The sequence below is a fragment of the Lysobacter sp. Soil_N_51 genome (genome assembly GCF_057655755.1).
In genome coordinates this window covers 401,128-416,117 of sequence record NZ_JBDGLR010000006.1, presented here as the reverse complement: position 1 = coordinate 416,117, position 14,990 = coordinate 401,128, and the positions used below count along the sequence as shown (strand labels likewise).

13 protein-coding genes are annotated in these 14,990 nt (G+C 67.4%); 10 read left to right on the top strand and 3 right to left on the bottom strand.

The genetic code is table 11. The features are described from left to right. Positions 1 to 10: 10 nt before the first annotated feature. From AC3A4T_RS13690 to AC3A4T_RS13675, 4 genes are all read left to right on the top strand, one after another. Positions 11 to 793, top strand: coding sequence for a DUF1295 domain-containing protein (locus AC3A4T_RS13690; RefSeq protein WP_487675957.1), 783 nt, complete (start codon positions 11 to 13; stop codon positions 791 to 793). Beyond that, the gene (locus AC3A4T_RS13685) at positions 790 to 1,926 is read left to right on the top strand and encodes an SAM-dependent methyltransferase (RefSeq protein ID WP_487675885.1); all 1,137 of its coding nucleotides are present in this window, start codon (positions 790 to 792) and stop codon (positions 1,924 to 1,926) included. The genes AC3A4T_RS13690 and AC3A4T_RS13685 overlap by 4 nt, the downstream gene beginning before the upstream one ends. After that, positions 1,880 to 2,419, top strand: a complete 540-nt coding sequence (locus AC3A4T_RS13680) for a lipocalin family protein (protein ID WP_487675884.1) — start codon at positions 1,880 to 1,882, stop codon at positions 2,417 to 2,419. The genes AC3A4T_RS13685 and AC3A4T_RS13680 overlap by 47 nt, the downstream gene beginning before the upstream one ends. Before the next feature lie 194 nt (positions 2,420 to 2,613). Next, positions 2,614 to 2,859, top strand: a complete 246-nt coding sequence (locus AC3A4T_RS13675) for a GlsB/YeaQ/YmgE family stress response membrane protein (RefSeq protein WP_487675883.1) — start codon at positions 2,614 to 2,616, stop codon at positions 2,857 to 2,859. Positions 2,860 to 3,087: 228 nt separating this feature from the next. On the opposite strand, the gene cysN is transcribed toward AC3A4T_RS13675, so the two are convergent. Together cysN and cysD are read right to left on the bottom strand one after the other, a co-directional pair. Further along, the gene (gene cysN, locus AC3A4T_RS13670) at positions 3,088 to 5,082 is read right to left on the bottom strand and encodes a sulfate adenylyltransferase subunit CysN (RefSeq protein ID WP_487675882.1); all 1,995 of its coding nucleotides are present in this window, start codon (positions 5,080 to 5,082) and stop codon (positions 3,088 to 3,090) included. After that, complete coding sequence (cysD, locus tag AC3A4T_RS13665) at positions 5,082 to 6,059, bottom strand: sulfate adenylyltransferase subunit CysD (protein WP_487675881.1); 978 nt, start codon at positions 6,057 to 6,059, stop codon at positions 5,082 to 5,084. The genes cysN and cysD overlap by 1 nt, the downstream gene beginning before the upstream one ends. 301 nt (positions 6,060 to 6,360) lie before the next feature. Between cysD and AC3A4T_RS13660 the strand changes: the two genes are divergently transcribed. Genes AC3A4T_RS13660 through AC3A4T_RS13645 form a run of 4 tightly spaced genes read left to right on the top strand, consistent with a single transcriptional unit; the run spans position 6,361 to position 10,962 of the window. Further along, positions 6,361 to 8,208 (top strand): assimilatory sulfite reductase (NADPH) flavoprotein subunit, encoded by a 1,848-nt coding sequence (locus AC3A4T_RS13660; RefSeq protein WP_487675880.1) that lies wholly within the window; start codon positions 6,361 to 6,363, stop codon positions 8,206 to 8,208. Then, positions 8,208 to 8,462, top strand: coding sequence for a hypothetical protein (locus AC3A4T_RS13655; RefSeq protein WP_487675879.1), 255 nt, complete (start codon positions 8,208 to 8,210; stop codon positions 8,460 to 8,462). The genes AC3A4T_RS13660 and AC3A4T_RS13655 overlap by 1 nt, the downstream gene beginning before the upstream one ends. Then, complete coding sequence (gene cysI, locus AC3A4T_RS13650; protein WP_487675878.1) at positions 8,459 to 10,213, top strand: assimilatory sulfite reductase (NADPH) hemoprotein subunit; 1,755 nt, start codon at positions 8,459 to 8,461, stop codon at positions 10,211 to 10,213. Before AC3A4T_RS13655 ends, cysI begins: the two co-directional genes overlap by 4 nt. Next, complete coding sequence (locus AC3A4T_RS13645) at positions 10,210 to 10,962, top strand: phosphoadenylyl-sulfate reductase (protein ID WP_487675877.1); 753 nt, start codon at positions 10,210 to 10,212, stop codon at positions 10,960 to 10,962. Before cysI ends, AC3A4T_RS13645 begins: the two co-directional genes overlap by 4 nt. A 231-nt stretch (positions 10,963 to 11,193) precedes the next feature. Here the strand turns inward: AC3A4T_RS13645 and AC3A4T_RS13640 are convergent, their stop codons facing one another. Beyond that, positions 11,194 to 12,177, bottom strand: a complete 984-nt coding sequence (locus AC3A4T_RS13640; RefSeq protein WP_215497770.1) for a LysR family transcriptional regulator — start codon at positions 12,175 to 12,177, stop codon at positions 11,194 to 11,196. Positions 12,178 to 12,512: 335 nt separating this feature from the next. On the opposite strand from AC3A4T_RS13640, the gene cysG reads away from it, so the two are divergent. Together cysG and cysK are read left to right on the top strand one after the other, a co-directional pair. Beyond that, a complete protein-coding gene (gene cysG, locus AC3A4T_RS13635) occupies positions 12,513 to 13,967 on the top strand; it encodes a siroheme synthase CysG (RefSeq protein WP_487675876.1) in 1,455 nt (484 codons plus the stop codon). 31 nt (positions 13,968 to 13,998) lie between these two features. Then, entirely contained in the window at positions 13,999 to 14,982 is a 984-nt protein-coding gene (gene cysK / locus AC3A4T_RS13630; protein ID WP_487675875.1) for a cysteine synthase A, read from the top strand. The last annotated feature ends 8 nt before the right edge of the window (positions 14,983 to 14,990 follow it).

The following is a 14,990-nucleotide window of genomic DNA, read 5'->3' as shown; positions in this document are numbered from 1 at the left end:
TGCCTGGGCGATGGTCGCGAGCCTGTGGGCGATCGCCGCGGTGGCGATGAGCCTGGGCTGGTGGTGGCAACGCCGCCACGACAATGCCGGCATCGTCGATGCGATCTGGGCCGGCGGGGTCGGTTTCGGCGCGGTGTTCCTGGCCGCGCTCGGTCCCGGCGATGGCGTTGTGCGGATCGTGCTGGCGCTGTGCGGCGGTGTGTGGGGATTGCGGCTCGCCTTGCACTTGTGGCGGCGCGTGCGCGACGAACCCGAGGACGGCCGCTACCGGCATCTGCGTTCGCACTGGAACGGGCATCAGGGCAAGTTCTTTCTATTCTTCCAGTTCCAGGCGGTATTGATCGTGCTGTTCGCGCTGCCGTTCCTGGCGGTGGCGTTCAACGGCCGCCTCGCGCCGATGTGGCTTGCGGCGGGCGTGGCGATCTGGCTGCTCAGCGTGGCCGGCGAAAGCCTGGCCGATCGCCAACTCGCGCGGTTCCGCGCCGATCCGGCGAATCGCGGCCGCACCTGCCGCGAAGGTCTGTGGCGTTATTCGCGGCATCCGAATTATTTCTTCGAATGGACCCATTGGTTCGCCTACGTCTGCTTCGCGGTCGGCTCGCCGCTGTCCGGCTGGGCCTGGGCCGGGCCGGTGGTGATGTACGTATTCCTGCGCTGGATCAGCGGCATTCCGTACACCGAAGCGCAAGCGCTGCGCAGTCGCGGTGATGACTACCGCGACTACCAGCGCAGCACGCCGATGCTGTTTCCGTGGTTCCCCCGCTCGCCTTCCCGAACCGAGACCTCGTCATGAACATCGCCGTGGACCAATCCGATCCGCCCGACCACGCCGCGCCCGGCCTGCTGGGCCTGGCCGAACGCGGCTCGCTGCCTGATGCGCTGGTGCGCCTGGGCATCCGCCGTCTGTGCGCGCAGCGGTTGCGCGAAGAACGCACCGGCGGCGTGCAGGCGCAGTACGAGCGCCATCGCCAACGCATCGAGGACCTGCGCCACAGCCCGGTCGCGATCCACACCGATGCGGCCAACCGTCAGCACTACGAACTGCCCGCGCAGTTCTTCCTCGATTGCCTCGGCGCGCGGCTCAAGTACTCGTGCTGCTACTACCCGCGCGGCGACGAAACCCTGGATCAGGCCGAAGAAGCGATGCTCGCGCTGTACGCGCAGCGCGCCGAACTGGCCGACGGCCAGTACATCCTCGAACTGGGCTGCGGCTGGGGTTCGCTGACTCTGTGGATGGCCGAGCGCTTTCCGAACGCACAGATCGTCGCGGTGTCCAATTCGCGGCCGCAACGCGAACATATCCAGGCCCAGTGTTTCCAGCGCGGCCTGCACAATGTGCTGGTGCTGACCGAGGACGTGAATCGACTGAACCTCGACCCGATGCGCTTCGATCGCTGCGTCTCGGTCGAAATGTTCGAACACATGCGCAACTACGACACCCTGCTGGGCCGCATCGCCGGTTGGCTGCGGCCGGACGGCAAGTTGTTCGTGCATGTGTTCTGTCACCGCGACCTGCTGTATCCGTTCGAAGTCGACGGCCAGGACGATTGGATGGGCCGGCATTTCTTCACCGGCGGGCTGATGCCGTCGGCCGACACCCTGCTGTGTTTCCAGCGTCACCTGTCGCTGGAACAGCGCTGGCTGCTCGACGGACGTCATTACCAACGCACCGCCGATCACTGGCTGGCGCGCCAGGACAGCAACCGCGACGTGGTCATGGACACCCTGGAAGCGGCTTACGGCGAAGCCGCCGCGCCGTTGTGGTTCCAGCGCTGGCGTATGTTCTGGATGGCCTGCGCCGAGATGTTCGGCTACGACGAGGGCCAGCAATGGGGGGTCGCCCACTATCTGTTTTCGCGCCGCAATCTGGAGAACGGCCATGCCGCTGAAACGTCTGACGCTGCTGCTCGCGCTGCCCTTGCTTAGCTGCAGCGGCAACGCGCAGCCCATCGCGCCGGTGGCGCAGGTCGACCTGCCGCGCTTCATGGGCGATTGGTACGTGATCGCGCATATTCCCTCGCGTCCCGAACGCGAGGCGTTCAATGCGATCGAGTCGTACAAGCTCGACGAACGCGGCCGGGTGCGGACCACGTTCCGCTATCGCAAGGGCGGCTTCGACGAGCCGGTCAAGACCATGCATCCGGTCGGCTATGTGCGGCCCGATACCAATAACGCGATCTGGGGCATGCAGTTCATCTGGCCGATCAAGGCCGAGTACGTCATCGTCTACGTCGACCCGGCCTATCAGCAAACCATCGTCGGCCGCAGCAAGCGCGACTATGTGTGGATCATGGCCCGCACGCCGAGCATCCCCCAGGCCGACTACGACGCGCATCTCGAACGCCTGCGCGGCCTGGGCTACACGCTCGACGACTTGCGCAAGGTGCCGCAGCAATGGCCGGAGAAGGCGTCGCCCTGAGCGGCGATGCCCTGAGCGGCGATGTATCGCGCGCGAAACGTTGCCGGCGAGCGTGCCGTCCGGTTCCGTCTGGACCCATGACGCTCATGGCTTAACCGCGGACCAGCGTCCCGCCCCCGCCCTCACGCGACGGCGACGCCCGCGCTCACATGATCCAGCCGCACCAACACCCCGTCCCTCAGGAGGACAACACCATGCCCGGCGGCATCATCTATACGATCATCATCGGCGCGATCATCGGCATTCTCGCGCGCTTCTTCAAACCCGGCGCCGACCCGATGGGCTGGATCCTCACGATCCTGCTCGGCATCGCCGGCGCCTACATCGGCAGCCTGTTCTATGCCGGCGGCGGCTTCATGGGGATCATCATCTCGGTGATCTGCGCCATCGTGCTGTTGTTCCTGTACGAGATGATCCGCAGCAAGACGGCGAAGGGTTAGTTTCTTCGCGCGCGGATCGTTCGGTTCGGACGATGCACAAACGAACGCCCCGGCTCAGGCCGGGGCGTTTTTATTTTTGCGGCCCTGTCGCGACCCGCATGGCCTACCTGTAGGAGCGGCGCGAGCCGCGACTGCGAAATCACGCCCGCGACGGCAGCCCCGCCGTAGTTGCGTTGTCGCGGTCGCGGCTTGCGCCGCTCCTACAGGTGGGGCATGCGGATTGCCGGCTCAGTCGCGCAGGTAGTCGATCACCCGCTGAGCCAGGGCCTGCGCATCTTCGTCCAGCGTCGCCAGCCGAAGCTCCGGCGCCTGCGGCGCTTCGTACGGCGAATCGATGCCGGTGAAGTTCGGGATCTTGCCCGCGCGCGCCTTCGCGTACAGGCCCTTGACGTCGCGGCGCTCGGCTTCGGCGAGCGGCGTGTCGACGTGGACTTCGACGAATTCGCCGTCCTCGAACAATTCGCGCGCGAGCTGACGCTCGGCGCGGAACGGCGAGATGAAGCTCACCAGCACGATCAGGCCGGCGTCGGTCATCAGCTTGGCGACTTCGGCGACGCGGCGGATGTTCTCGACCCGGTCGCCATCGGTGAAGCCCAGGTCCTTGTTGAGACCGTGGCGCACGTTGTCGCCGTCGAGGATGAAGCTGTGGTGGCCCAGCGCATGCAATTGCGCGTCGACCAGGTTGGCGATGGTCGACTTGCCCGAACCCGACAGGCCGGTGAACCAAACGCAACGCGGCCGCTGCTGTTTGCTGCGCGCGCGCGCGGCCTTGTCGACGTCGACCGCCTGCCAGTGGATGTTGGCGGCGCGGCGCAAGGCGAAATCGAGGGTGCCGGCGGCGACGGTGGCATTGGTCTGGCGGTCGATCAGGATGAAGCTGCCCAGTTCGCGGTTGTCGCGATAGGCCTCGAATGCGATCGGCTGATCCAGGCCGAGGTTGCAATACGCGACCTCGTTGAGTTCGAGCTGCTTCGCCGCCAGCTGCGCCTGGGTGTTGACGTCGATCTTGTGCTTGATCTCGGTGATGCTGGCGCTGACCGTGCGCGCGCCGATCTTCAGCCAATAGAAGCGGCCCGGCAGCAGCGGCTTGCTGTCCATCCACAGCAGATGCGCGGCGAATTGATCGGCCACTTCGGGCGGCTGCGTCGCGGCGGCGATGATGTCGCCGCGGCTGATGTCGAGTTCGTCGTCCAGGGTCAGGGTGATCGCCTGCCCCGCGACCGCCTGGGCCAGATCGCCGTCGGCGCTGACGATGCGCTGCACCCGCGAGCGACGCCCCGAGGGCAGCGCGACGATCTCGTCGCCGGGCCGCACCGAACCGGCGGCGAGGGTGCCGGCGAAACCGCGGAAATCCTGATGCGGACGGTTCACCCACTGCACCGGCAAGCGCAGGCCGAGCGCGGACGCATCGCGCGCGACGTCCACCGATTCGAGGTGTTCGAGCACGCTCGGCCCGCGATACCACGGCGTCGCCGCCGACGCGGCGATGAGGTTGTCGCCGTTGAGCGCCGACAATGGGATCGCCTGCACGTGGTCGATGCCGAGCTTTTCGGCGAGTTCGCGGTAGTCGCCGACGATGCGCTCGAACACGGTCTGGTCGAAACCGACCAGGTCCATCTTGTTGACCGCCAGCAGCACGTGGCGGATGCCGAGCAGCGACACGATATAGCTGTGCCGGCGGGTCTGGGTCAGCAGGCCCTTGCGCGCATCGACCAGCACCACCGCGAGGTCGGCGGTCGAGGCGCCGGTCGCCATGTTGCGGGTGTACTGCTCGTGGCCCGGGCAGTCGGCGACGATGAATTTGCGCTTTTCGGTGCCGAAGAAACGGTAGGCCACGTCGATGGTGATGCCCTGCTCGCGCTCGGCGGCCAGGCCGTCGACCAACAAAGCGAAATCGACCTCGCCGTTGCGGGTGCCGTGACGGCGGCTGTCGGCATCGAGCGCGGCGAGCTGATCGGCGAACAGCAACTGAGTGTCGTGCAGCAACCGCCCGATCAGCGTGCTCTTGCCGTCGTCGACGCTACCGCAGGTGATGAAGCGCAACTGGCTTTTGTGTTCGTGCTGTTGCAGGTAGGTGGCGATTGCGTCGCCAGCGGGATTGGAGATTCGGGATTCGGGATTCGAAAAAGCCAGAACCCTCGCTTCCGATGCCTTCGAATCAACCGCCACCACGTCCTGCTCCACAGCAAATCCCGAATCCCGAATCCCCAATCCCGGCTTCATCAGAAATACCCCTCCTGCTTCTTGCGTTCCATCGAAGCGCCCGGATCGTGATCGATCACCCGGCCCTGGCGTTCGGAGGTGGTGGCGACCAGCATCTCGGCGATGATCGCCTCCAGCGTGTCGGCCTGCGATTCGATCGCGCCGGTCAGCGGATAGCAGCCCAGGGTGCGGAAGCGGACCTTGCGGGTTTGCGGGGTCTCGCCGTCGCGCAGCGGCAGGCGCTCGTCGTCGACCAGGATCAGGCTGCCCTCGCGTTCGACCACCGGACGTTCGGCGGCGAAGTACAGCGACGGCACCGGGATCTTCTCGCGGTAGATGTACAGCCACACGTCCAGCTCGGTCCAGTTCGAGATCGGGAACACGCGCACGCTCTCGCCGCTGTGGATGCGGGTGTTGTACAGGCTCCACAGTTCCGGCCGCTGGTTCTTCGGGTCCCAGCGGTGCTGCGGGTTACGGAACGAGAAGATGCGTTCCTTGGCCCGCGATTTTTCCTCGTCGCGGCGCGCGCCGCCGATCGCGGCGTCGAATTTGTTCCAGTCCAGCGCCTGCTTGAGGCCCTGGGTCTTCATCACGTCGGTATGCACCGCCGCGCCGTGGCTGAACGGGCCGATGCCCTGGGCCAGACCGTCGGGGTTGATGTGGACGCGCAGGTCGACGCCGGTTTCGCGCGCGCGCTGGTCGCGGAACGCGATCATCTCGCCGAACTTCCAGCCGGTGTCGACGTGCAGCAGCGGGATCGGCGGGCGCGCCGGGTAGAACGCCTTGAGCAGCAGGTGCAGCAGCACCGAGCTGTCCTTGCCGACCGAATACAGCATCACCGGGTTGGCGAACTCGGCGGCGACCTCGCGCAGGATGTGGATGCTCTCGGCCTCGAGCCGGTCGAGGTGGCTCAGCGCCCGCGCCGACAACGGCCCCGCGGGCTGCGGCGCATCGGCTGCGGGATCGAACAGCGGACTGAGTTCGGGTGAGGCACTCATCGGGCAACGGACTCGGTGCAGGGCCGCGTATCCAGGGCAGGCTGGACGACGCGGCGGCGTCCAGTCGGAAGCGGTGAACCCGGTCCTTGCAACGCGGCTGGAGCACCGCGCGGACCCTTCTGGAAGGTTCCGCGGACGTCCATCGAACCACATCCGGACCGGCCGTTCGATGGGGCCATTAGAAATCCCCCCGGATTCGGGGAGAAATGAGCGCAGGTCATGACCGCATAACCGAGCATCCTTTCCGCGGTGGCCCGTCCGGCTCGTAGCCTGCAGTCTCCCAAGCCAGACGCCGACCGCCGTGCCCGCCGCCACCCCGCTCGCCGCCCCCGCTCTGCTCGCCAGCCCGCTGCCCGCGGACCGGCTCGATTCGCTCGCCCGCCTGACCGACGGCCTCGACAACAACAGTCTGTGGTGGTTGTCGGGCTATGCCGCCGGGCTGGCCCGCTCCGGCGCGGCCCTGGCGCCCGCCACCGCCGCGCCCGCGGCGGAAGCCAAGACCGGCGAGCGCCTGAGCATCGTCTACGGCAGCCAGACCGGCAACGCCAAGCGCCTGGCCGAACAGCTCGCCGGCCAGGCCGAAGCGGCCGGGCTGTCGGTGCGGCTGGTCCGCGCCGACGCCTACCCGATCCGCGAACTCAAGACCGAGCGACTGCTTTATATCGTCATCAGCACCCAGGGCGACGGCGATCCGCCGGACGACGCGCGCGGCCTGGTCGAGTTCATCGCCGGCAAGCGCGCGCCCGAGCTCAAGGGCCTGAGTTTCGCCGTGCTGGGCCTGGGCGATTCGAGCTATCCGCAGTTCTGCGCGATCGGCGCCAAGCTCGATACGCGCCTGGCCGAACTCGGCGCGACCCGCTTGTTCGCGCGCGGCGAAGCCGACCTGGATTTCGAAACCGTGTCCACGCCGTGGCTGCAGCAGGCGCTGGGCCACGCCCGCGACGCACTCAAGCCGACCACCGCGCATCTGGCCACGGTCACGCCGCTGCGCCCGCTGCAAGCCGCGCCGGCGTTCCATCGCGACGCGCCGTTCGCGGCCGAGCTGATCGCCAACCGCCGCTTGATCGCGCGCGGCTCCAGCGCCGCCGGCGCGGTCGGCTTCGACAAGGACATCCGCCATATCGAACTGTCGCTGGAAGGCTCCGGCCTGCATTACCAGCCCGGCGACGCGCTCGGCCTGTGGCCGCGCAATCCGCCCGCGCTGGTGCAGGCGGTGCTCGACACGCTGCAACTCGACGGCGAGGCCAGCGTCGGCCACGGCGGCCAGAACCTGCCGCTGCGTCAGTGGCTCAGCGAAAAGCGCGAACTGACCAAGCTGGCGCGGCCGTTCGTCGCCAGCCATGCCGCGCATTCGCGCAGCGAGGAACTCAACCGCCTGCTGGCGCCCGACCAGAATGTGCAATTTGCCGAACTGCTGTCGCGCACCCAGGTCATCGACCTGCTGCAACGCTTTGACGGCGATTGGTCGGCCGAGGAACTGGTCGCGGCGTTGCGTCCGCTGACCCCGCGGCTGTATTCGATCGCCTCCAGCCAGAAGGCGGTCGGCGACGAAGCCCATCTCACCGTCGCTCACCTGGAGTACGCGACGCAAGCCGGCCTGCGCTGGGGCGCGGCCTCGCATCTGCTCGCCGTCGCCGAGGAAGGCGAACGCCTGCCGGTGTTCATCGAACACAACGACCGCTTCCGCCTGCCGAGCGATCCCACTCGCGACATCGTCATGATCGGCCCGGGCACCGGCGTCGCGCCGTTCCGCGGTTTCGTCCAGGACCGCGCCGCCGATGGCGCCGCCGGCCGCAACTGGCTGCTGTTCGGCAACCCGCATTTCCGCAGCGACTTCCTCTATCAAGTGGAATGGCAGGCGGCGTTGAAGGCCGGCCAGCTGCACCGCCTGGACCTCGCGTTCTCGCGCGATCAGGCGCAGAAGATCTACGTCCAGCATCGCCTGCGCGAACACGGCCGCGACCTGTACGACTGGCTGCAAGGCGGCGCGCATCTGTACGTGTGCGGCGACGCCACCCGCATGGCCAAGGACGTGCATGCCGCGTTGCTGGCGGTGATCGCCGAACACGGCGGCAAGACTGCCGAAGCCGCCGAAGAGTATCTGAACGATTTGCAGCAACAGGGCCGCTACGCCCGGGACGTTTACTGATGCACGCGCAAGGCCATCACAGCTCGCAACGGAATTTCATCGGGCGGCACTTCATCGAATCGGGCCGCGCGTCGCAGGTCGCTGTGTGCATGTTCGTGTCTACTGATCGCGACGGAACGCCAGTTGCCCCGGCAGTCCGGATGGAACGCGGAAACGACACCGTCTCGACCGCACGCGCCGGCAAGAGCGCGGCATCGCCGGCGGGCCGCGTTCTGTTCGGGCTGCATCCGTCGCTGCGCGGAGCGCGCGCATGAGCGCGCATTCGGTCGAGGACATCAAGCACAACAGCGCGCGCCTGCGCGGCACGCTGCTGGAGAGTCTGGCCAATCAAGTCACCGGCGCGCTCAACGACGACGATCAGACCCTGATCAAGTACCACGGCAGCTACCAGCAGGACGATCGCGACGTCCGCGAAGAACGCCGCCAGGCGCTGTTGGAACCGGCCTACAGCTTCATGATCCGCACCCGCACGCCGGGCGGGGTGGTGTCGCCGCGGCAGTGGCTCAAGCTCGACGCGATCGCGACGACCTATGCCGAGCGCGGGCTGCGCATCACCACCCGCCAGGCATTCCAGTTCCACGGGGTGATCAAGACCGAACTCAAGTCGACCATGCAGGCGATCAATGCCGCGCTGATCGACACGCTGGCCGCCTGCGGCGACGTCAACCGCAACGTCGCGGTCGCCGCCAATCCGCAGATCTCGGCCTCGCACGCGCAAGTGTTCGCCCAGGCCGCGGCGCTGTCGGAGCATCTGCTGCCGAACACCCGCGCCTATTACGAGATCTGGCTGGACGAAGAACGGGTCGACGGCAGCGGCAGCGAGGACGAGCCGATCTACGGCAACGCCTACCTGCCGCGCAAGTTCAAGATCGGCTTCGCGATTCCGCCGTACAACGATGTCGATGTGTTCGCCCAGGACTTGGGCTATATCGCGATCATCGAAGACGGCGAACTGCTGGGCTACAACGTCACCGTCGGCGGCGGCATGGGCGCGACCCACGGCGATGCGGAAACCTATCCGCGGGTCGCCGACGTGATCGGCTTCGTCACCCCCGAGCAGGTGATCGATGTCGGCGTGGCGGTGGTGACCGCGCAGCGCGATTTCGGCAATCGCGCGGTGCGCAAGCGCGCGCGCCTGAAGTACACCATCGACGACCGTGGGCTCGAGTGGTTCAAGGCGGAAGTCGAACGCCGCGCCGGTTTCCCTCTCCTTCCGGCGCGTGCGTTCGCCTTCCGCCATAACGGCGACCGTTTCGGCTGGGTCGACAGCGACGACCGTGCCGGCGGCGAAAGCGTGGCGCATCTGACCTTGCGTATTCCGGCCGGCCGTATCGTCGACGGCGCGCTCGATGGCCTGGGCGAAGCGGTCACCCATCTGAGCGGCTTGCGCGAGATCGCGCAGTTGCTCGACGGCCACGACAGCGCCGAATTCCGCATGACCCCGAACCAGAACCTGGTCATCGCCGGGGTGCCGGCGGCGCGGCGCGCGCAGGTCGATGCGCTGGTCGCGCAGCACGGCCTCGACGGGCATGTGCGCGCGAGCGCGGTGCGACGCAATGCGCTCGCCTGCGTGGCGCTACCGACCTGCGGCCTGGCCATGGCCGAAGCCGAACGCTACCTGCCCGATTTCGTCGGCGAGGTCGAAAAACTGCTGGCCAAGCACGCGATTTCCGACGCCTCGATCAACCTGCGCATCAGCGGTTGCCCGAACGGTTGTTCGCGTCCGTACCTGGGCGAGATCGCCCTGGTCGGCAAGGCGCCGGGCCGCTACAACCTGATGCTCGGCGCCGACCATCGCGGCCAGCGCTTGAACACGCTGTACCGCGAAAACATCGCCGAACCCGAGATCCTGGCCGCGCTCGATCCGCTGTTCGCCGGCTACGCCAGCGAGCGCGACGGCGAGGAAGGTTTCGGCGATTACCTGGTCCGCCGCGACGTCGTATCCGTCCCCTATCCCACTCCCACCGGCATCCCGGTGGTCCTGGTCACCGAGGCCCACGCATGAGCGCTCCCACCGATCCCGTCACCGCCGCCGAATCCCCGCGCGCGCTGGCCGAACTCAACGCCTGGCTGGGCACGCAGACCGCCGAACAGCGCGTCGCCTGGGCATTGGAAAACACCGCCGGCGAGCACGCGCTGTCGTCAAGTTTCGGCGCGCAGTCGGCGGTGTCGCTGCACATGGTCACGGTGCAGGCGCCGCGGATTCCGGTGATCGTGGTCGATACCGGTTATCTGTTTCCGGAAACCTACCGCTTCATCGACGAACTCGGCGACCGGCTCAAGCTCAACCTCAAGGTGTATCGCCCGCAGATCGGCATCGCCTGGATGGAAGCGAAATTCGGCCGTTTGTGGGAGCAGGGGCTGGAAGGCATCGAGCGTTACAACCGCATGCGCAAGGTCGAGCCGATGCAGCGTGCCTTGAACGAATTGGGCGTGCGCACCTGGATCGCCGGCCTGCGCCGCAGCCAGTCCGGCAGCCGCGCCAACCTGGATTTCCTGCAGATCAAGGACGGCCGCTGGAAACTGCATCCGCTGGCCGACTGGAGCGACCGCGAAGTCTGGCAATACCTGCAGGCGCACGATCTGCCGTATCACCCGCTGTGGCACGACGGCTATGTGTCGATCGGCGATATCCACACCACCCGCCGCCTGGAACCGGGCATGCGCGAGGAGGACACGCGGTTCTTCGGGCTCAAGCGCGAGTGCGGGCTGCATTTTGATAGCGAGCCGGCGGCGGAGAATCAGGCGGCTTGACGACTTCGAGCGCTTGCCAGGCCCGATGCCGAGTCCTTCTCCCGCTTGCGGGAGAAGGTGGCCCGAAGGGCCGGATGAGGGCGCGCGGGCGATCCGATTATCGTGAAGTCTTGTAGTGAGTTCGAATCAAGATTTCAGGCGACAACAGCGATTGTGGATTCTCGCGCCCTCACCCCAGCCCTCTCCCGCAAGCGGGAGAGGGAGCGGGAGACGGAGCGACGGTAAGCGCGATCAGGAACTGATCGGCTGGGTCAACTCAACCCAGGTCGGCGCCGTCGGCCACTGCGGCTCCAGATTGCCTTCCAGCACCCGGCGCAGATCGCGCCGGTCGATCTGCGGCGCCAACCCATGCAGCAACTCCAGCGCGTAATCGCGCAATACGCGCGCGCGCGGGATCACCGCCCAGGTGATGCACTCGGGAAACGCGTCCGGCGCGACCAGCGCCTTGAGGTCTTCGTCGCGCGAGGTGACCGCCATCTCGGCCAGCACGCCCACGCCCAATCCGGCGCGCACATAGGTCTTGATCAGATCCGCGTCGCGCGCGGTCATCGCCAGCTGCGGCTCGTGCCCGCCGGCGGCGAACGCGCGGCGCAACGAGGATTCCGGCCGGGTCGAGGATTCGTAACTGATCAACGGCTGCGAGGCGAGATCGGCCAACGTCGGCGCGCGATCGAGCTTGGCCAGCGCATGCGTGCGCGGCACCAGCACCACCCGGCGCCAGCGGAACAACGGCACCGCCAGCCCGCCCTCGGGCGCGGCACCGGCGGTGCTGATCACCGCCAGATCGGCATTGCCGTGCGACAGATGCGACAGCACCTCGCCGTCGGCCGCGGCCTGCAGATGCACGCTGACCTGCGGGAAGTCGCGCTTGACCTGGGCGATGATCGGCGGCAACACATAACGCGCCTGGGTGTGCGTGGTCGACAGCACCAGACGACCGGCGTGCTGGCCGCGCTCGTTGGCGGCGTAAGCGCGGATATTGCCGGCTTCTTCGAGAATGCGGCGCGCGTGTTCGAGCACGCGCTCGCCGGCCGGCGCGATCGCTTCCAGGCTGCGGCCTTTGCGCACGAACAACAGGAAACCCAGCTCGTCCTCCAACTGCTTGAGCTGTTTGGACAGACCGGGCTGGGTGGCGTGGACGCGCTCGGCGGCCAGGGTGATGTTGAGGCCGGAATCGGCAATGGCGACCAGATAACGCAGTTGAGTCAGGGTCATGGCGAAACTATCCGTAAAAGAGGACCGCGGTGGAGGCGATGGGCAGCGCGCTGTCGGCACGGGCGACAACAACCCGCGTCGTTCCGTTTCCGGACGACCGGGGCCGAAGCCGGTGCGCAGGACATTCGCTGACGGGTCGCGTCCACGTATTTATCGCTCTATTCGGATAAAGGGATTTATAGGCTAGCCGGCGTATGGTGGCTTTGTCCAGTATCCGCGCCGCAACGCTGCGACTCATTACGTGACGGCATGAGCAAAGGCGGCGGCGTCATTTCCGGTCGCCCGGCGGCGGCCTTAGGGTCGTCCCATCGTCCCCGGATCCAGTCCACGCCGCCATGACCAGCCTCCTGTTCCCGCTGTTTGCCGATCTGCGCGAGCGTCTCGTGCTGGTGGTCGGCGGTGGCGCGGTGGCGCAGCGCAAGGCCGCGGCGCTGCTGGACGCCGGGGCGCGGGTGCGGGTCGGGGCGCCGGAACTGTCGGCCACGCTCGCGGACTGGGCCGCGCAGGGCCGGATCGAACATCTCGACGGGTCCTTCGTCCCCGAATGGCTCGAAGGCGCCTGGCTCGCGATCGCCGCGACCGACGATGCCGCGGTCAACCGCGCCGTCGCCGAGGCCGGGTTGGCGCAGCGGGTCTGGGTCAACGTGGTCGACGATGTCGAGGCCTCCAGCTTCCACGTCCCGGCGCGGGTCGAACGCGGCCCGGTGCAGATCGCGATTTCCAGCGGCGGCGGCGCGCCGATGCTCGCGCGCCATCTGCGCGAAACCCTGGAAACCCAATTCGACGAATCGCTCGGCGCGCTCGCGAACCTGCTGACCCGCGAACGCGCGCGCATCCGCAAGCACTACCCCGACATGGGCCTGCGCCGGCGCTTCTTCGACCGCGTGCTGTCCGGTCCGATCCCGTCGCTGTTGCGCGAAGGCCGTATCGACGAGGCGCAACGCGCATTCGGCGTGGCCTTGATCGACGACAAGCCGGCGGTGCCGCAGGCCGGCTCGGTCGCGCTGGTCGGCGCGGGCCCGGGCGATGCGGGGTTGATGACCTTGCGCGGCCTGCGCGTGCTCAACGAAGCCGACGTGATCCTGCACGATCGATTGGTCAGCGCCGACGTGCTGCGGCTCGCTCGCCGCGACGCCGAACTGATCGAAGTCGGCAAGCAGGCCGGCAACCACCACACCACCCAGGACCGCATCCACGAGTTGATGCTCGAACACGCCCGCGCCGGCAAGCGCGTGGTGCGCCTCAAGGGCGGCGATCCGTTCGTGTTCGGTCGCGGCGGCGAAGAACTCGAAGTGCTGGCCGATGCCGGCATCGCTTTCGAAGTGGTGCCGGGCATCACCGCCGCGTTGGCGTGCGCCGCCTATGCCGGCATTCCGCTGACCCATCGCGAGCATGCGCAATCGCTGCGGGTGGTCACCGCGCATCTGAAGGATTCCGCCGACGCGCTCGACTGGCAGTCGCTGGCTCAGGAAAAACAAACCCTCGCGGTGTACATGGGCGTGTCCGGCCTGGACGTGCTGCGCGACAAGCTGATCGAACACGGCCGCGCCGCGAGCACCCCGTTCGCATTGATCGAAAACGGTTCACGCCGCGAACAACGCGTGGTCACCGGCACCCTCGCCGATCTGGCCGAGCGCGCACGCGGGCATGAGGTGCAGTCGCCGGCCTTGCTGATCGTCGGCGAAGTCGCCGCGCTCGCCACGCGACTGCACTGGTTCGGCGATGCGCCGTTGACCGATGTTCCTGCTTTCGAAATCTCCAGCGACACCGCGCTCGCCGCGGCCGCCTGACCTCATCACCCACGCCACGGGAGACCTTCCAATGCCTTTGTACGACAGCATCCTCGACACCATCGGCAACACCCCGATCGTCAAACTGCATCGCATCGCGCCCAAGCACGTATCGCTGTACGCGAAAGTCGAATCGTTCAATCCCGGCGGTTCGGTCAAGGACCGCCTCGCCCTGGCGATCGTACTCGACGCCGAACGCAGCGGCGCGCTCAAGCCCGGCCAGACCATCGTCGAAGCGACCTCGGGCAATACCGGCATCGCGCTGGCGATGGTCGCCGCCGCGCGCGGCTACCCCTTCGTCGCGGTGATGACCGAAACCTTCTCGATCGAGCGGCGCAAGCTGATGCGCGCGTACGGCGCGAAAGTGATCCTGACCCCGGCCGCCGAGCGCGGCACCGGCATGGTCCGCAAGGCCGCCGAACTGGCGGAAAAACACGGTTGGTTCCTGGCCCGGCAGTTCGAAAACCCGGCCAACCCCGCTTATCACCGCAGCACCACCGGGCCGGAAATCCTGCTCGACTTCGCCGGCAAGCGGCTGGACTACTTCGTCACCGGCTGGGGCACCGGCGGCACCCTGACCGGCGTCGGCCAGGTGCTCAAGCTCGCGCGTCCTGATTTGAAGATCGTCACCTCCGAACCGGCCGGCGCGTCCCTGCTCAGCGGCGCCAACTGGCAGCCGCACAAGATCCAGGGCTGGACCCCGGACTTCGTGCCCGGCGTGCTCGATCGCGGCGTCGCTGACGAAATCCGTCCGGTCGACGACGTGACCGCGCGCGACACCGCGCGCCGGCTCGCGTCCGAGGAAGGCCTGTTCGTCGGCATCTCCGCCGGCGCGACCGTGGCCGCCGCGCTGCAGGTCGCGCAAAGCGCGCTGGAAGGCTCGGTGCTGCTGGCGATGCTGCCCGACACCGGCGAGCGCTATCTGTCGACCTTCCTGTTCGAAGGCGTATCGGAAGGATCGGACGACGAGTGGCTGGCGTCTCTGGATAAAACCGAAGAGCCGGTCGCGGCCTAGCAACAGGC

Excerpts from the sequence above, each read along its gene's own strand:
- cysK (WP_487675875.1), top strand. The coding sequence starts at position 13,999 with ATGCCTTTGTACGACAGCATCCTCGACACCATCGGCAACACCCCGATC.
- cysD (WP_487675881.1), bottom strand. The coding sequence starts at position 6,059 with ATGAGTGCCTCACCCGAACTCAGTCCGCTGTTCGATCCCGCAGCCGAT.
- cysI (WP_487675878.1), top strand. The coding sequence starts at position 8,459 with ATGAGCGCGCATTCGGTCGAGGACATCAAGCACAACAGCGCGCGCCTG.
- AC3A4T_RS13640 (WP_215497770.1), bottom strand. The coding sequence starts at position 12,177 with ATGACCCTGACTCAACTGCGTTATCTGGTCGCCATTGCCGATTCCGGC.
- AC3A4T_RS13655 (WP_487675879.1), top strand. The coding sequence starts at position 8,208 with ATGCACGCGCAAGGCCATCACAGCTCGCAACGGAATTTCATCGGGCGG.
- AC3A4T_RS13690 (WP_487675957.1), top strand. The coding sequence starts at position 11 with ATGGTCGCGAGCCTGTGGGCGATCGCCGCGGTGGCGATGAGCCTGGGC.
- cysG (WP_487675876.1), top strand. The coding sequence starts at position 12,513 with ATGACCAGCCTCCTGTTCCCGCTGTTTGCCGATCTGCGCGAGCGTCTC.
- AC3A4T_RS13680 (WP_487675884.1), top strand. The coding sequence starts at position 1,880 with ATGCCGCTGAAACGTCTGACGCTGCTGCTCGCGCTGCCCTTGCTTAGC.
- AC3A4T_RS13645 (WP_487675877.1), top strand. The coding sequence starts at position 10,210 with ATGAGCGCTCCCACCGATCCCGTCACCGCCGCCGAATCCCCGCGCGCG.
- cysN (WP_487675882.1), bottom strand. The coding sequence starts at position 5,082 with ATGAAGCCGGGATTGGGGATTCGGGATTCGGGATTTGCTGTGGAGCAG.
- AC3A4T_RS13685 (WP_487675885.1), top strand. The coding sequence starts at position 790 with ATGAACATCGCCGTGGACCAATCCGATCCGCCCGACCACGCCGCGCCC.
- AC3A4T_RS13675 (WP_487675883.1), top strand. The coding sequence starts at position 2,614 with ATGCCCGGCGGCATCATCTATACGATCATCATCGGCGCGATCATCGGC.